The organism is Archangium sp. (assembly GCF_036388035.1).
Taxonomy (GTDB): domain Bacteria; phylum Myxococcota; class Myxococcia; order Myxococcales; family Myxococcaceae; genus Archangium.
Map to the genome: position 1 here is coordinate 1 of NZ_DASVSO010000141.1, position 14,414 is coordinate 14,414.

The window sequence follows — 14,414 nt, forward strand, 5'->3', positions numbered from 1 at the left end:
CCGGAAACGAGAATAGGAGCCGACTCTTTGTCCCCGACGTACCCAACAATGCCGCACATGTTGTCTGTCCTCTCTCACGCCCGTGCCCCCGTTGGCAAATTCCGGGGGGATTCCCACCTACATCGGGCGACACCTGTCACCCTGACGACAAGCAAAACCCGGGCCCACTACCCGTTGGAGGCCTTGTCCGACTTGGAGGGGCCTGCTTCCGCGGACTTGGCCATCCGCGCCTTCTTCCTCTCCACCCAGCCTTCCATGTTGACCTGTGGCGTCCGGGACACGGCGAGGCTCCCAGGGGGCACATCTTTCGTCACCGTGGTGCCCGCACCGACATACGCGCCGTCCCCGACCTTCACAGGGGCCACCAGCTGGCTGTCGGAGCCGATGAACACGCCGTCGCCCAGCTCGGTGACGTGCTTGTTCACCCCGTCGTAGTTACAGGTGATGGTACCGGCACCCACATTCACCCCGGAGCCAATCTTCGCGTCGCCGAGGTAGGCGAGGTGGTTGGCCTTGGAGCCGCGGCCCAGCCGGGCCTTCTTCGTCTCCACGAAGTTGCCCAGGTGCACCTCCTCGGCGAGGTCCGTGCCGGGCCGCAACCGGGAGAACGGGCCGAGGATGCAGCGCTCGCCCACCCGGGCCTCCTCCAGCACGGTGTACGGCTTCATGGTCGTCCCGTCGGCCACCGAGGAGGCGTGCACGACGCAGCCCTGGCCGATGGTGACGTTGCGGCCCACCACCGTGGCCCCCGACAGCGTCACCAGGGGGGCGATCTCCGTGTCCGGGCCGATGGCCACGCCCTCCTCGATGTAGGTGGTGGCCGGGTCCGCCAGGGTGACGCCGTTGCGCATGTGCTGGGCGTTGATGCGCGCCTGGAGCTCCTTGCCGCGCGCGGCCAGCTCCACCCGGTCGTTCACGCCGGCCGTCTCACCGAACTCGGCCTCGATGCTGGCCACCGGGCCATGGGCCGCGGCCATCTCCACCAGGTCCGTGAGGTAGAACTCGCCCTGCGCGTTGGTGCTGCGGATGTTGGCCAGCGCCTTCCAGAGGAAGGAGGACTCCACGAGGTAGATGCCGGCGTTGCACTCGCGCACCTGGCGCTGCTCGGCCGTGGCGTCCTTGTGCTCGACGATGCGCACCACCTTGCCCATCTCGCGGATGACGCGGCCGTAGCCCGTGGGGTCCTCCGGCACGGTGTAGACGAGCGACAGCACGCCGCCGCCCAGGGAGTGCGCGGTGGCCAGCGCCTCGAGTGTCTCGCGGCGCACCAACGGCACATCTCCGTAGAGGATGAGGACGCGCCCGTTGAAGTCCTCGAGCGCGCTCTGGGCCGAGCGCACCGCGTCCGCCGTGCCCCGCTGCTCCTTCTGGAGTGCGAAGCGCAGGGGCGAGGCGGGGAAGTGTGTGCGGATGGAGCGCTCCACCTCCTCGGCCTGGTGGCCCACCACGGGAACCACCGGAGAGGCACCCAGTTCCAGGGCCCTCATGAGGGGATAGGCACAGATGGGCTTGCCGAGGATGGGGTGAAGGACCTTGGCCTTCTCCGACTTCATCCGCGTGCCCTTGCCCGCGCACAACACCACCGCCGCCAGAGGAGCTGTCATGGCGGCGATTACTAGGGATGCGTTGGCGGCCCGTCAACCGCGAGCGGGTGCGCGCGGGGCCCGAGGGCCCTCGGATCGGACGCGAACGGACACGGCCAGCGTGTTGCTCTGCACGGTGATGCCGAAGGTCGGCTTGAGGAAGACCGTCGTCACCGGGACATCCGGAGGGCTCTGCGGCGGCTTCACTGTCGTCAGGTTGGCGTTCATGTTCCCCCCGGCGCTACGCAGCGTCCTACACAGGATGCCCTCCCCTGGGATCCGGTCAAACAAACGACCGGGCATGCTGGCGTCCGCCGGACACTTCTTCGCGATGAAACGGTTTGTGGCGCGTCCGGGCGGCGGCGGGATACTCCAGAACTCCGAGCCAGGGAAGCAGCAGGTGCGGACCCCATGAAGCAACGGTTGCGGGCCCGATTACGAAGCGCGCACGTGGAGACGGTAAAGATGCGGACTCACCGGAAGTGGTGGGGCGTGGCACTCGCGGTGGTGATGGTGGCGGGGCCCGCGGGGGCGGCGCGGCCGTACCGCGGCGGAGCGGTGGCCACCGCGCACCCGCTGGCGAGCGAGGCGGCGCTGCGGATGCTGCAGAAGGGCGGCAACGCGACGGACGCGGCGGTGGCGGCGGCCTTCACACTCGCGGTGGTGGGGCCCTACCACTCGGGGTTGGGCGGCGGAGGCTTCGCGCTGGTGCACGACGCGAAGGAGGGCCAGACGCGGGTGCTGGACTTCCGCGAGGTGGCGCCCAAGGCGGCCACGCGGGACATGTACCTGAAGGACGGCCAGGTGGTGCCGGGGCTGTCCACGGACGGCGCGCTGAGCGTGGCGGTGCCCGGCGCGGTGGCCGGCTACCTGGAGCTGCTGGAGAAGCACGGGAAGCTGTCGCGCGCGGTGGTGCTCCAGCCCGCCCTCGAGGCCGCGCGTGACGGCTTCTGGGTGTCGCCCAAGTACCAGGCGCTGGCCACCCTGCGACGCGACTGCCTGCGACAGGACCCCGAGGCCTCGCGCCTCTTCCTCGCGAAGAACGACAAGGGCGAGCTGGACGTGCCGCCCGTCGGCCACCTCGTGCGCCAGCCGGAGCTGGCCAGGACGCTCTCCACGCTCGCGAAGAGCGGCGCCAAGGCCTTCTACGCGGGCCCCCTCGCCCAGGCGATGGTGGACACGGTGAAGGCCGGCGGCGGCCTGCTCTCGCTGGAGGACCTGAAGGCCTACAAGACGCGCGCCCACCCGCCGCTGGAGGGCAGCTACCGCGGCCACCGCATCCTCACCATGCCGCCGCCGAGCGCGGGCGGGCTGGCGGTGGTGCAGGTGCTGGGGGCCCTGGAGAAGCTGCGGCCCCAGGGGCTGGACTTCCGAGACCCGGAGCAGCTCCACCTCTACGCCGAGGCGGTGCGGCGCGTGTACGTGGACCGGGTGAAGTACCTGGGCGATCCGGCCTTCGTGAAGATTCCCATGGAGAGCCTCACCTCGCGCGGCTACATCGCGGACCTCGCCGGGAGCATCGACCCGAAGAAGGCCACCCCGAGCGCCTCGCTGCTGGCCCCCATGGAGGGCTCCACCGGCTCCACGCTGAAGAACCCGAGTGACACCTGGTACGACCCGTCCGGCCCCCAGCCGGAGAAGAAGAACACCACGCACATCTCCGTCATCGACAAGGACGGCAACGCGGTGGCCCTCACCACCACGGTGAACTACGCCTTCGGCTCGTGCGTGGTGGCCAGGGGCACCGGCATCCTCCTCAACGACGAGATGGACGACTTCGCCGCCCGGCCCGGCGTGCCCAATGCCTACGGGCTGGTGACGGGCGAGGCCAACTCCGTCGCCCCGGGCAAGGTGCCCCTGTCCTCCATGTCCCCCACCCTCGTCTTCGCCAAGGACGACCCCAAGCGGGTGATGCTGGCGGTGGGCAGCCCGGGCGGCTCCACCATCCCCACCACCGTCATCCAGGTCATCTCCTTCATCGTCGACTCGGGCATGGACGTGACGCGCGCGGTGGGCCAGGGCCGGCTGCACCACCAGTACCTGCCGGACGAGCTGTGGGTGGACCGCTGGGGCCTGGAGCCCGCCACCCAGGCGGCGCTGGAGGCCAAGGGCCACAAGATTCGCAAGCAGGAGGCCTGGGGCGACGCCGAGGCCGTCTACAGCGACCCCAAGACGAACCTGCGCTACTCGGCGAGCGACCCTCGCAACGAGGGCGCGGGCCTCGGCCAGGACTGAGCCAGACAGGAGCCACCGTGCCCGAGCCGCTCCGCCACCTCTTCGACGCGCACCTCCACCCCGAGGCCCTGAGCGACCAGGACCTCGAGTCCATGCGCTTCTTCGGCGTGGAGCGCGCCCTGGTGGTGGCCCACCACTTCCCCGAGCCCACGCCCAAGGCGCTGCGCAAGCACTTCGATGACCTGGTGGGCCGGCAGCTCCCGCGCCTGGAGAAGCTCGGCATCCGCGCCTGGGCGGCGCTGGGCGTCCACCCGCGCTGCATCCCCCGCCGCGGCCTGTCCGAGGTGCTCTCCAGCCTCCCGGAGTACTTCCGCGGCGGGCGCGTGGTGGCCCTGGGCGAGACGGGGCTGCACGACGGCGGCATCGAGGAGGAGGAGGCCTTCCTCGAGCAGCTCGCGCTCGCGCGTCAGCTCAAGCTGAAGGTGGTGGTGCACACCCCGGCCAAGGACAAGGAGCGCCACACCCGGCGCATCCTCACCCTCCTGCGCCAGTCCGGCGTGCTGCCCTCGCGCGTGCTGGTGGACCACGCCAACGGCCGCACCGTGCGCAACATCCTCGGCTGCGGCCACTGGGCGGGGTTGACCCTGCACCCCGAGGCGCTGCGCGCCGAGCGTGCTGTCGCCCTGGTGCGCCGGCTCGGCAGTGAGCGGTTGGTGCTCAACTCGGATTCCGGCGATGGCGCCGGAGACATCCTCGGCCTCGCGCGCGTGGCCAACCTGCTGGCCAAGGCGAAGCTCTCGGAGCGAGTGGTGAAGCGCGTGGCGTGTGAGAACGCCTCGCGCTTCTACCGGCCTCGGTGACTCAGTGAAGCGCGCTGGACTCCGACTCCGGGTGCAGCGTCAGCCGCTGCGCCTCGTCCAGCTTCGCCTGCACCGGGATGCCCCGGTGCCGGTAATGCGCCAGCGAGTCCGCTACCTCGTCCAGCAACAGCTGGTAGCGCTCGTCCAGCTCCACGGCGATCAACATCATCGTCTCGCCCGCGTCCTCGACGCCGGGACGGTACACCTGGCAGCGCTGGAACCGCGCCCAGCGGCCATTCTCCATCTTCACCAGCTCGCCGTCATAAGCCATGCGCAGTTCCCCCTTTCGACGGGAAGTCGTGACCTGAATGGAGCCACTGTAAGCACAAATTTTCCGCGCGTCATCCCCCCGTCTGAAAATTGGTGAAAGCGCCCTGATATTGGTCGCTTACCAGACGCTTCCCCTCGCAGCGCCCCAACCCCCCAGCCGAGCCGCGCACGCCGTGTAAATTTGCTGGGTTGTTAAGTTGTTGATTTTCACTCCCCCGCGTCGTCCGGATGCTTCATGGAGCCAACACTCCCTGCGGGGCGGCGCTGCCCGCGCGGGCTCGCCGGCCTCGTGCCCGAGGGCGATCCCGGTGGCACGGGCCTCCTGCATCCCTTAGATTCAATGGGATGAAGTTGACCGAGTTGTTCCGCCGCGATCGGACCATCATCAAGCGCGCGGACGCGCAGGACCAGGCCGAGAAGCTGCTGGCCGAGTCCCTCCGCATGCTGGGCCAGGTGTGCTCGAAGGTCGCCGACCTCATCGAGACCCAGCGGCTGGAGCGGGCCGGCTACGCGCAAAAGGACGCCTACCTGCACCGGCTGGACACTCCGCCGGCGGGCAAGGAGCAGAAGAAGGAGTAGCCCTCCGCTCCCCATGCACCCCCCCGACGACTCCCCGGTGTGTCTGGGCGCCGCCGCCGGCTGGCTGGGCTCCGGCCAGTTCGTGCTGCCCCTCCCGGCGCTGGAGGACGAGGAGGGCCCCCGGCTGCCCGAGGGGCTACCACCCGTGGTGGATGCGCACGTCCACCTCTTCCCGGACCCCGTCTTCGAGGCGGTGTGGCGCTGGTTCGACCAGTACGGCTGGCCCATCCGCTACAAGCTGCACACGCCCCAGGTGGTGGCCTTCCTGCTGTCGCGGGGGGTGAGCCGGGTGGTGGCGCTCCACTACGCGCACAAGCCGGGCATGGCGCGCTTCCTCAACGCCTACGTCGCCGAGGTGGCCCGCGCCGAGCCGCGCGTGCTCGGACTGGCCACCGTGCTGCCGGGCGAAGAGGGCGCCGCGGACATCCTCGCCGAGGCCTTCGCGGCGGGACTCCAGGGCGTGAAGCTGCACTGCCACGTGCAGTGCTTCGCCCCGGACGCTCCCGCGCTGCACGAGGTGTACGCCGCCTGCGCGCGGGCCGGCAAGCCGCTCGTCATGCACGCGGGCCGCGAGCCCGCCAGCCCCCAGTACAAGTGCGATGTCCATGCCCTGTGCTCGGCCGAGCGCGTGGAGCGGGTGCTGAAGGAGCACCCCACCCTGAAGCTGTGCGTGCCCCACCTGGGGGCGGACGAGTTCGCCGCCTACGAGCGGCTGCTGGAGCGCCACGACAACCTCTGGCTGGACACCACCATGGTGATGGCCAACTACTTCCCCATCCCCCTCCCCCGCCGCTTGCTGGAGGTCCGCCCTGAACGAATCCTGTACGGCACGGACTTTCCCAACATCCCCTACGCCTGGGACCGCGAGCTGAAACAGCTCCTGGCCCTGAAGCTCGGGGACGAGGTGGAGGCAGGCATCCTGGGAGGCAATGCCCTGCGACTTTTCGCGGGGTGTTGAAAATCGAGCACACCCCTTCCGCAACGGGGAAGCCATTCCCATCTTGCCCCGCATAGAATCTGCCTTCTCCGTTGTGAAGACTCCTTTCGAGGCCCCGCCATGTCCTACATCCTTGTCGTCGATGACGACGCGAGCCACCGCACGCTCATCTGCGATGCCCTGGAGGAGATGGGCTACCGCACGGAGCAGGCGGCCAATGGTCGTGAGGCCCTCGACATCCTCGAGGGGGAGATTCCGCAGGCGGTGCTGCTCGACCTGCGCATGCCGGTGATGAGCGGCTGGGGGCTGCTGGACGCGCTCAAGAAGATGCCGCGCGCGCGCGGGCTGCCGATCATCATCATCTCGGGCTACGGCTTCGAGTGGGAGGCCGAGCTCGTCGGAGCCGCCGGCTACATCTCCAAGCCGGTGGACCTGGACAAGGTCCGCATGACGGTGCAGCGCATCATCGGCCCCCCGGAGGTGGCCATGGTGCACTGAGCCGTGCCCCACCCGATGGGCGTCCGGTCGGTGTGATCCCCGTTCGTCTGGGGATGGGGGGATTGTCGGAGGGCAGCGGGTCGGTTCTGATTCGGCCCACGCATGTCCCCCACCCCCACTGACCTGGCCGTCGATGCCCACGGACTCGTGAAGCGCTTCGGCGACTTCACCGCGCTCAACGGAATGGAGCTCGCCATTCCCCGAGGCGCCTTCTATGCCTTCCTCGGGCCCAACGGGGCGGGCAAGTCCACCACCATCGCGCTGCTCACCGGCGTGTACGCGCCGGATGCGGGGCGCATCTCGTTGCTAGGCGTGGACGCGGTGGCCAGGCCCCTGGAGGTCAAGCGCCACATCGGCGTGGTGCCCGAGGAGCTGAGCCTCTTCGAGCGGCTCTCGGGGCGGCAGTACCTCACCTTCTGCGGGCGCATGTATGGGCTGTCCGGGGACGAGGCGGCGGCGCGGGCGGTGGAGCTGCTCGAGCTCACGGAGCTGACGTACAAGGCGGGCGCGCTGGTGGCCGAGTACTCCAAGGGCATGCGGCGGCGGCTGGCCATCGCGGCGGCGCTCATCCACGCGCCGGACCTGGTGCTGCTGGACGAGCCCTTCGAGGGCATCGACGTGCTGGCGGCCGGCGTCATCCGCGAGCTGCTGCGCGAGCTGAGCCGGCGCGGGGTGACGCTGCTGCTCACCACGCACGTGCTGGAGATCGCCGAGCGGCTGGCCACGCACGCGGGCGTCATCCGCGGCGGGAGGATGCTGGACCAGGGGACGGTGCAACAGTTGATGGAGCGCTACGACGTGCCCTCGCTGGAGGCCGTCTTCGAGAAGCTCATCTCCGTGCCGGCCGCGCGCAACGCGAAGCTGTCCTTCTACGCGGAGGCGCCCTCCGCCGACGTAGTGCCCCTGCGCCGGGGGTCCGCGTGAGCCGGCCGGCCGCGCCGGGCTTCTTCCGGCACCTGTGGCTGCTGTGGGGCCTGCGGTTGAACATCGGGCTCAACCGGGGGCCGGGGAAGAGCCGGCTGCTGTCGGTGGGCGCCTTCCTCCTGTCGAGCGCGCCGGCCTGGGGCCTGGGCGTGACGTTCTACGGGCTGATGCGCCTGCGCCCCATCGCCGAGAGCGGCGTGTGGCCCTTCTTCATCCTCAACCTGCTGTGCTTCGTCACCGCGGCGGTGTGGGTGACGTGGCCGCTGATGAGCGCGGGCGTGGACGACCACTCGGAGCTGAGCCGCTACGCGCCCTTCCCCATCTCGCCCTTCCGGCTGCTCATCGCCTCCACGGTGGCGAGCCTCTTCGAGCCGCGCGCCCTCGTCTTCTACGCGCCGCTGACGGGAGCGGCGCTCGGCTATGCCTCGGTGCACCCGGTGCGCGTGCAGTGGTTCGCGGTGCTGCTCTACTGCCTGTTCGCGCTGCTGAACGCGGCCTGGAGCCGGGTGGGCCTGCACCTGGTGCTCAACGTGCTGCGCGCGAAGAACAGCGCGGGGATCATCGGCGGCGGCTTCGTGCTGTTCCTCGTGGCCGCGTCCTTCATCCCGCCCATCGACACCTCGTGGCTCACCGCCGTGGGCGAGGGGGGCGTGGAGAAGCTGGACATGAGCGTCATCGTCAACGCGACGTTGGCGCTCGGGCGGGTGCCCCCGGGCTTCTTCGGGGACGCGCTGCTGGAGCTCTCCTATGGGTACCGGCGCAACGCCCTGGCCAACGGCGTGGGCATGCTCTTCTTCACGCTGCTGGGGCTGGGGCTCGCCTACGCGCTGCTGCTGCGCTTCCACCGCAGCGTGGGCCGCGCCGGGCCCGCGGTGAAGGAGTCCGGGGACACGGACCCCTTCGCCCGGACGCGCGACCGGTACACCACGCTGGTGGTGCGCGAGGCGCTCGACCTGTGGCGCAACCCGCGCGCGCGGCTGCTGGCCTCCGTCCCCTTCATCCTCGCCATCCTGCTGAAGCTGATGTCGGGCCGGGCGCTCTTCGAGTACCTGCTCGGCGCGAGCGTGGATGCGTGGCTGATGGGCGGCCTGTGCACCTACGGCGCGGTGGTGATGGCGTCCACGTTCTCGCAGAACACGTTCGCCTATGACGGGCACGGGCTGGCCATGCTCATCGCCGCCCCGGTGGAGCTGGGAGACGTGCTGCGGGCGAAGAACACGGTGCAGGGCCTCGCGGCGGCTGGGATGTCGCTGCTGGTGGGCGTCTTCTACCGGGTGTACTTCGGCAGGGGCTCGGCGCTGGACTTCCTGTGCGCCATGGCGGCCGTGGCGGCCGTCATCCCCGTGCTGCTCGCGGCGGGCAACTTCCTCTCGCTGTACTTCCCGGTGAAGTTCCACGCGAGCCTCAAGCGCCGGGACAAGCTGCCCCTCACCGCGTCCATGCTCGGCATCGTCGCCGCGAGCGTGGGCTGCGCCCCCTTCGTGTGGGCCCTGCGGTTCGCCGGGAAGAGCGGACCCGAGTGGCGGACCCTGGCGATGATCGCCCTGTGCGCCGCGGTGAATGTCGTGCTGTACCGCGCGCTGCTGCCCCTGTCCCTGCGGCTGCTCGACCAGCGGCGGGAGATCGTCCTGCGGGCGGTGACTCGGGAGTAATCATCCGCTCGTCACAAGACGAACCGGGGACCGGAGAGGACGAGGGTTGACGAAGGACATGACTTCTGCCGTAAGGTGGGCCTCTCTACGGGAGAAGTCATGCGAACACCCACCGCCGTCCGAGCCTCCGTCGTCACGCTCCTGCTGCTGTCCGGAGCCGCTCGGGCCCAGGTTCCCGCCTCCGAGCTGACGCGCACCCTCACCGTGCCGGGCCCGCCCGAGGGGGACCCCCCCGCCGCGCCCATCTACGTCCGCAAGCAGATGGTGACGACGCTCCAGTTCGAGCTGTCCCTCCGTGCCGCCACCCTCTCCGGGCCGGGAGCGGAACACGTCACCGTGCAACAGCTCGGCCCGGATGCCGTCGTCGTCCGTCCCGCGAAGAACCTGCCCTCCTGGCAGAAGCCCACGCTGACGGTCGAGGCGGAGGATGGCGCCAGGCACCTCTTCACGCTCGTCATGGACTCGGACGACATGGACGTCCAGGTGCGCGTCCAGCGCGGTCAGTGCCTCACTTCGGATCCGGAGAACCTCGATGCGCTGGCTGCCGAGCTGCTGCTCCGTGAGCCGGTGCGCTCCATCCGGCAGCTCTCATTCCGGCAGGACATCAGTGAAGCAAAAGCGGAAGGAGTCAAAATGCAGCTCTGGGGAACCCTTCCACTCTCACAGCTCGCGGTCGTGGCCTTTCGCATCGAGTCAGACGGCAAGCCCTTCACTTTCGACCGTGCTCATTTCGAAAGTCCCCTTGGGCGCATCCAAGTGCTCGGCACCCGTTTGGATGCCGAGGGAAACATCTCCATCGTGGTGAAGCGCCCCGGAGATCAAGCCGACGGAATTGCCTACTCCCTCGAAGTGAGCGAGCGAAACGGGCCCCGGAAGCTCGTCGCGGAGATCATCCCCTGGCCAGCCTTGTCGGATTCAACGCCGCGCCAACCACTGGGGGCGGAAGGTCATCCCGAAGCTGATCCAGATGGTCGAGGCCGCGATGGGGAACTCTCCAGGCCGCAGATCCTTCAACGCCGCTAGCTTCTTCGGATTGTCATTCCCGACGTTAACGCCCGGGTGAGAGCCAGGGCCCCACCGGTCCAGCCCGGGCTCCTTGCCCCAGACGTCGTAACCGATGGCGCAGATGGGAAGCTCGCGGCCGTCCGCCAACTTCACTTGGTCGAACTGGATGGACATCCGCTGGCCGTAGCTCTTGGCCCGGCCGTAGAGCTTCGCCCCCTTCATGCGCCGTCCCAGCTCCGAGCGGGAAAAGTCCGGCCCCAGGTGCAAGCCCTCCCAGCGCGCCACCACCGGGCCCTCCTTCATGAAGAGCGGCGTCTCCTGCCGGCGGGTGTAATCGATGTCCAGCCCCACGTCGTACGGCTCACCCGTGCCCAACCCCAGCGCCTCGATGGCCACCCGCGACTCCTTCGAGCAGTCCTCCAGCCATTCGGTGTCCACCTGACGCACCTGCACCGCCGCGCACGCGCTCGCCGACAGACCGATGCACAGCGTCAGCAGCTTCATGTTCACGCTCACCTCCGCCAGCTCCGGCGGCTTGCTGCTCCTGGACGACACGGGTTTGCTTCCTTTCTTCACGTCTCGAGGGCCGTAGAGATCGAGCTCCGGTTTCTCGAAGTACTTGCTCTTGAACTTCAGCATGAGCTCCTCGAACAACTTGGGATTGTCCGCGATGGCATTCGCCGCCCCCTCGTACAGCTGGGACTCCGACATGACATCCAGATAGAGTTCCACGATGCTCGGATGGCAGAAGCCGCGGGGCAGTTCCTCGTCCAGCAGCTTCATCCCTCCCGGCATGGGTCGCGCGCTGTCCGTCCACGGCCCCACGAGCGCCAGCTTCGGCCGCCAGATGACGTAGCCCTCCTTCCCGAGATCCTCGTCCCATCCCAGGTCACCTGGATCCTCACGCCACGGGAGATCGCCGGGGCCTTCGTCCAGGACGGACTCCTGGCCCTCCGCCACCATCTTCTCACCCCAGACGTCCTCCGGGGCCCATCCTCTTTCTCCAAGTTGTGCTCGCGGCCGGTGCGGCGAACTCGTCTCTTGGGTCCGGCAGCCCCACTTCCACAGGCCCCCGCCCAGCATGCCCATCACCACGAGCATCCCCACCAGCAGCTGTACCCACTTCCGGTCTCGTCTATCCATCGCGCCAGGCCATCCTTCCGGGCCACCCGCCTCCAGAGGTTCCGTCGCGGAGCATAACCCACTTCCCCGGTTCCCTGTCGAGACCTGCCCTCGGATGTCACCCCGCCATCGAGGCCCCACCGTCCCCGTCGTGTTAGAAAACCGCCATGCCCATCGCCGAGCTCAACCACCAAGGCATCTATTTCGAGGACTCGGGCGGCTCCGGACCCGCCCTCATCCTCGGACACGGCTTCCTCATGGACGGCCGCATGTTCGACCCGCAGGTGCAGGCACTCGCCCCCGAGTTCCGCGTCATCCGCTGGGACGCTCGTGGCTTCGGCCGCACCCGCTGGGATGGCAAGCCGTTCAACCTCTACGACTCGGCCGCGGATTGCATCGCCCTGCTCGACCACCTGGGCCTCCGGCAGGCCGTCGTCGGAGGCATGTCCCAGGGTGGCTACTGCGCGCTGCGCGTCGCCCTGCGCTACCCCGAGCGCGTCCGGGCCCTCGTCCTCATGAGCACCCGCGGCACCGCCGACGAGGAGGAACTCCGCGCCGGCTACCGCCAGGTGCGCGACCTGTGGGGCACTCCGGGCGCCACCGAGCACATCATCCAGAAGCTCGCGGGCGGCATCCTCGGGGACGCGCGCTTCTACTCACCCTGGCTCGACCGGTGGAGGCAGACACCCAAGGACCACTTCGTCGCCGCCACGAACAACCTCATCGAGCGCGACGACATCCAGCACCGGCTCGGGGAGATCCGCTGCCCGGCCATCGTGTTCCATGGGACGGATGACACCGGCATTCCCCACGCCGAGGGAGAGCGCCTCCACGAGACGCTCCCCGGCAGCAAGCGCTTCGTCACCGTGCCCGGGGCGGCACATGCGGCCAACCTGACGCATCCCGAGGTCGTCAATCCGCCGCTCGTGGAGTTCCTGCGCGCTCACGCCTGACGGTGAGCCAGAAGGCGGCGCTCTGAGCACAGCCACCGCGAGCCGTGCCGAGCCTCAAGGGGTGGAGCGCCCGCCGATCTCCGGGAAGCGCTCGTAGGCCCGTTTGAGCGCGTCCAGGTGGGTGGGGTTGTCCAGGTCGAGCGGCGCATCGGTGAGCTGTACAATCCACCCACTCGTCGCGGTACGCCGTGAGCGCGACAGCAGCTCCGCGTCGCGGGCGGGGTCCGGGAACCCGATGGCGCGTGCGGCAGCGGCAGACCAGGAGTTGAGCCACCCGAGGCGATGCGGAATCTCAGGCGAGCGCATGGCACTCGGGGACTTGATCACCGGCAGCCCTCGGGGTGGAGGCTCCAGGTCGTCTGGCCGATTCTTCGTCTGGCGCGCGATGTCCACCCCCGCGCTGAAGGGCGTTGCGTGCCCCCAGAACGCGCGAGCACCCTCCGCTATGGCTTCCAGCACCTCCGCTGCCGCCGCGATACCGTCTACGGTGAGAGGCAACACCGCATGAATATCAAGCTGGGCCTGGCCACCCGGCGAGCTGCCCGCCGGTAGTTCCAATCCAGTCACCGTGACCCGGAAGTCATCATCCCCGCTGCGGAGGAGCGGAAATCCACGCCCGTTTGGCCTCCCTCGGGCGAGAAATGCCTCGCGCTGCGGCACTGGGATGCGCTTGCCCTCGCTAGAAATCGTCCACTCCAGGCGCAAGCCAGGGAGCGCGCGCTCCATTCCATGAACAACGGCCAAAGGGCGGCCATCGTTGCCCGCGAGTGCGGGTGCATAGACGATAATGGCAATTTCATTTTCTCGTGTGGCTGGCATCTCAGCACCACTCCATGACTTCGATAAGGCCCTTGAGTTCTGGATCCGCGAGTTCCAGCGCGACTTTGTGCGCGGGGCTCCGCACGCCGACCCGGAAGTCAAACCGACAAGCCAGAGCGAGGGCGCGCTCATGCCGCAACTTTTCCACCTGACTCTCGACCACGATTTCTCGAAGGTCAGGCGGGTACGTGTCGAAATTATCGGTCTTGACCTCCCAGAGCGTGCGCGTGGCCAGTTGCAGCGCGTCGAAGTTCTTCCCATTCACGAACACATCCCCGCCGGGGAAGCTGTTGTTCGGAATTCTGTCGGCGCACGTGTCGTGCAGTTCATTACCGCCAAGGTGATACGGCACTGGGACGGGCTCGCACCTGGGGCGATCTCGCTCCGTGACTTCGGTTGGTCCCACGGGAGGGAAGTCCGGCCCTTTGGGCTCCGGCTTGGGCCTTTTTTTCGGCGAGGGTTTCCGCGGAGCAGGAGCTGTTTCAGACACGGGCCACACCTCGGGGCGGCCCATATCCAGCGCATGCGCATCCAGGGCCTCTGTGATGGCGAAGCCCACCACCACCACGCCCGCGACGATCACCGCTCCCACGACGATCTCCGGTGCCGCCAGGACGCAGACCCCGAGCCCCACGGCAGCGGCACCCGCCGAGGCGACCGCGCATCGTCCTGTGGGGTCGTGAAACTCGATCCGGTCATGGTCGAGGGCAGGAAAGCACCGCTCCGCCAGCACGGGCCAGGGCTCGGAAGCCTCCTGTACGGAGCAACGCCCCCCATCCGTCCAGGGCAGCATGGCCGCTCGCTGGAGGTTGGCGAGCCTCGGGTCCCGGGCCGCTGGCTCTCTTGGGCTGGGCGCTGACGTAGCGCAGGCTGTGACATAGAGCAGAAGTGCGATGCACGCTCGGAGACGCATGGCCAGGTCCTCCATTGGAGCTAGGGCCTGGCGGGTCCTCGCGGGGCCGTTCGGAGTATGACATCGCGCCCCGACAGCCACGAACGAGCACGGAGGGAGCGGCTCACGGCAGCCGCGCTCGGGC

Annotated in this window: 15 protein-coding genes; 9 read left to right on the forward strand and 6 right to left on the reverse strand. The window is 68.8% G+C overall.

Annotated features, from left to right (window positions below; all coding sequences use genetic code 11):
- Positions 1–167: 167 nt before the first annotated feature.
- Positions 168–1,613: a bifunctional UDP-N-acetylglucosamine diphosphorylase/glucosamine-1-phosphate N-acetyltransferase GlmU gene (gene glmU / locus VF697_RS06190; RefSeq protein ID WP_414641250.1), complete on the reverse strand. Its 1,446-nt coding sequence runs from the start codon at positions 1,611–1,613 to the stop codon at positions 168–170.
- Between the two features lie 24 nt (positions 1,614–1,637).
- Complete coding sequence (locus VF697_RS06195; RefSeq protein WP_331092561.1) at positions 1,638–1,811, reverse strand: hypothetical protein; 174 nt, start codon at positions 1,809–1,811, stop codon at positions 1,638–1,640.
- A 237-nt stretch (positions 1,812–2,048) separates the two neighbouring features.
- On the opposite strand from VF697_RS06195, the gene ggt reads away from it, so the two are divergent.
- Together ggt and VF697_RS06205 are read left to right on the forward strand one after the other, a co-directional pair.
- Positions 2,049–3,818: a gamma-glutamyltransferase gene (gene ggt / locus VF697_RS06200; RefSeq protein ID WP_331092562.1), complete on the forward strand. Its 1,770-nt coding sequence runs from the start codon at positions 2,049–2,051 to the stop codon at positions 3,816–3,818.
- Positions 3,819–3,835: 17 nt separating this feature from the next.
- Positions 3,836–4,618, forward strand: a complete 783-nt coding sequence (locus VF697_RS06205) for a TatD family hydrolase (protein WP_331092563.1) — start codon at positions 3,836–3,838, stop codon at positions 4,616–4,618.
- A gap of 1 nt (position 4,619) precedes the next feature.
- Here VF697_RS06205 and VF697_RS06210 read toward each other — a convergent pair whose 3' ends face one another.
- The gene (locus VF697_RS06210; RefSeq protein ID WP_331092564.1) at positions 4,620–4,889 is read right to left on the reverse strand and encodes a hypothetical protein; all 270 of its coding nucleotides are present in this window, start codon (positions 4,887–4,889) and stop codon (positions 4,620–4,622) included.
- Positions 4,890–5,233: 344 nt separating this feature from the next.
- Between VF697_RS06210 and VF697_RS06215 the strand changes: the two genes are divergently transcribed.
- The 6 genes from VF697_RS06215 to VF697_RS06240 all read left to right on the forward strand — a co-directional run bounded on the left by VF697_RS06215 (position 5,234) and on the right by VF697_RS06240 (position 10,501).
- Positions 5,234–5,467: a hypothetical protein gene (locus VF697_RS06215; protein WP_331092565.1), complete on the forward strand. Its 234-nt coding sequence runs from the start codon at positions 5,234–5,236 to the stop codon at positions 5,465–5,467.
- Between the two features lie 13 nt (positions 5,468–5,480).
- Positions 5,481–6,425: an amidohydrolase family protein gene (locus tag VF697_RS06220; protein ID WP_331092566.1), complete on the forward strand. Its 945-nt coding sequence runs from the start codon at positions 5,481–5,483 to the stop codon at positions 6,423–6,425.
- 99 nt (positions 6,426–6,524) lie between these two features.
- Positions 6,525–6,902 carry a response regulator gene (locus tag VF697_RS06225; RefSeq protein WP_331092567.1) on the forward strand — a complete coding sequence of 126 codons (378 nt, stop codon included), beginning with the start codon at positions 6,525–6,527 and terminating at the stop codon, positions 6,900–6,902.
- A 102-nt stretch (positions 6,903–7,004) separates the two neighbouring features.
- Positions 7,005–7,826, forward strand: coding sequence for an ABC transporter ATP-binding protein (locus tag VF697_RS06230; protein WP_331092568.1), 822 nt, complete (start codon positions 7,005–7,007; stop codon positions 7,824–7,826).
- A complete protein-coding gene (locus VF697_RS06235; RefSeq protein WP_331092569.1) occupies positions 7,823–9,478 on the forward strand; it encodes a hypothetical protein in 1,656 nt (551 codons plus the stop codon). The genes VF697_RS06230 and VF697_RS06235 overlap by 4 nt, the downstream gene beginning before the upstream one ends.
- A gap of 99 nt (positions 9,479–9,577) precedes the next feature.
- The gene (locus VF697_RS06240; RefSeq protein WP_331092570.1) at positions 9,578–10,501 is read left to right on the forward strand and encodes a DUF2381 family protein; all 924 of its coding nucleotides are present in this window, start codon (positions 9,578–9,580) and stop codon (positions 10,499–10,501) included.
- On the opposite strand, the gene VF697_RS06245 is transcribed toward VF697_RS06240, so the two are convergent.
- Positions 10,394–11,626 (reverse strand): hypothetical protein, encoded by a 1,233-nt coding sequence (locus VF697_RS06245; RefSeq protein ID WP_331092571.1) that lies wholly within the window; start codon positions 11,624–11,626, stop codon positions 10,394–10,396. The genes VF697_RS06240 and VF697_RS06245 overlap by 108 nt on opposite strands.
- Before the next feature lie 146 nt (positions 11,627–11,772).
- Here VF697_RS06245 and VF697_RS06250 point away from each other — a divergent pair, with 146 nt between their 5' ends.
- On the forward strand, positions 11,773–12,558 hold the full coding sequence (locus tag VF697_RS06250) for an alpha/beta fold hydrolase (RefSeq protein WP_331092572.1): 786 nt from the start codon (positions 11,773–11,775) through the stop codon (positions 12,556–12,558).
- A 54-nt stretch (positions 12,559–12,612) separates the two neighbouring features.
- Here VF697_RS06250 and VF697_RS06255 read toward each other — a convergent pair whose 3' ends face one another.
- Both VF697_RS06255 and VF697_RS06260 read right to left on the reverse strand, forming a co-directional pair.
- Complete coding sequence (locus tag VF697_RS06255) at positions 12,613–13,377, reverse strand: DUF5953 family protein (RefSeq protein ID WP_331092573.1); 765 nt, start codon at positions 13,375–13,377, stop codon at positions 12,613–12,615.
- A 1-nt stretch (position 13,378) separates the two neighbouring features.
- Positions 13,379–14,110 (reverse strand): DUF6310 domain-containing protein, encoded by a 732-nt coding sequence (locus tag VF697_RS06260; RefSeq protein ID WP_331092574.1) that lies wholly within the window; start codon positions 14,108–14,110, stop codon positions 13,379–13,381.
- Between the last annotated feature and the right edge of the window lie 304 nt (positions 14,111–14,414).

Excerpts from the sequence above, each read along its gene's own strand:
- VF697_RS06225 (WP_331092567.1), top strand. The coding sequence starts at position 6,525 with ATGTCCTACATCCTTGTCGTCGATGACGACGCGAGCCACCGCACGCTC.
- VF697_RS06230 (WP_331092568.1), top strand. The coding sequence starts at position 7,005 with ATGTCCCCCACCCCCACTGACCTGGCCGTCGATGCCCACGGACTCGTG.
- VF697_RS06195 (WP_331092561.1), bottom strand. The coding sequence starts at position 1,811 with ATGAACGCCAACCTGACGACAGTGAAGCCGCCGCAGAGCCCTCCGGAT.
- VF697_RS06210 (WP_331092564.1), bottom strand. The coding sequence starts at position 4,889 with ATGGCTTATGACGGCGAGCTGGTGAAGATGGAGAATGGCCGCTGGGCG.
- VF697_RS06250 (WP_331092572.1), top strand. The coding sequence starts at position 11,773 with ATGCCCATCGCCGAGCTCAACCACCAAGGCATCTATTTCGAGGACTCG.
- VF697_RS06255 (WP_331092573.1), bottom strand. The coding sequence starts at position 13,377 with ATGCCAGCCACACGAGAAAATGAAATTGCCATTATCGTCTATGCACCC.
- VF697_RS06220 (WP_331092566.1), top strand. The coding sequence starts at position 5,481 with ATGCACCCCCCCGACGACTCCCCGGTGTGTCTGGGCGCCGCCGCCGGC.
- VF697_RS06245 (WP_331092571.1), bottom strand. The coding sequence starts at position 11,626 with ATGGATAGACGAGACCGGAAGTGGGTACAGCTGCTGGTGGGGATGCTC.
- ggt (WP_331092562.1), top strand. The coding sequence starts at position 2,049 with ATGCGGACTCACCGGAAGTGGTGGGGCGTGGCACTCGCGGTGGTGATG.
- VF697_RS06215 (WP_331092565.1), top strand. The coding sequence starts at position 5,234 with ATGAAGTTGACCGAGTTGTTCCGCCGCGATCGGACCATCATCAAGCGC.
- VF697_RS06240 (WP_331092570.1), top strand. The coding sequence starts at position 9,578 with ATGCGAACACCCACCGCCGTCCGAGCCTCCGTCGTCACGCTCCTGCTG.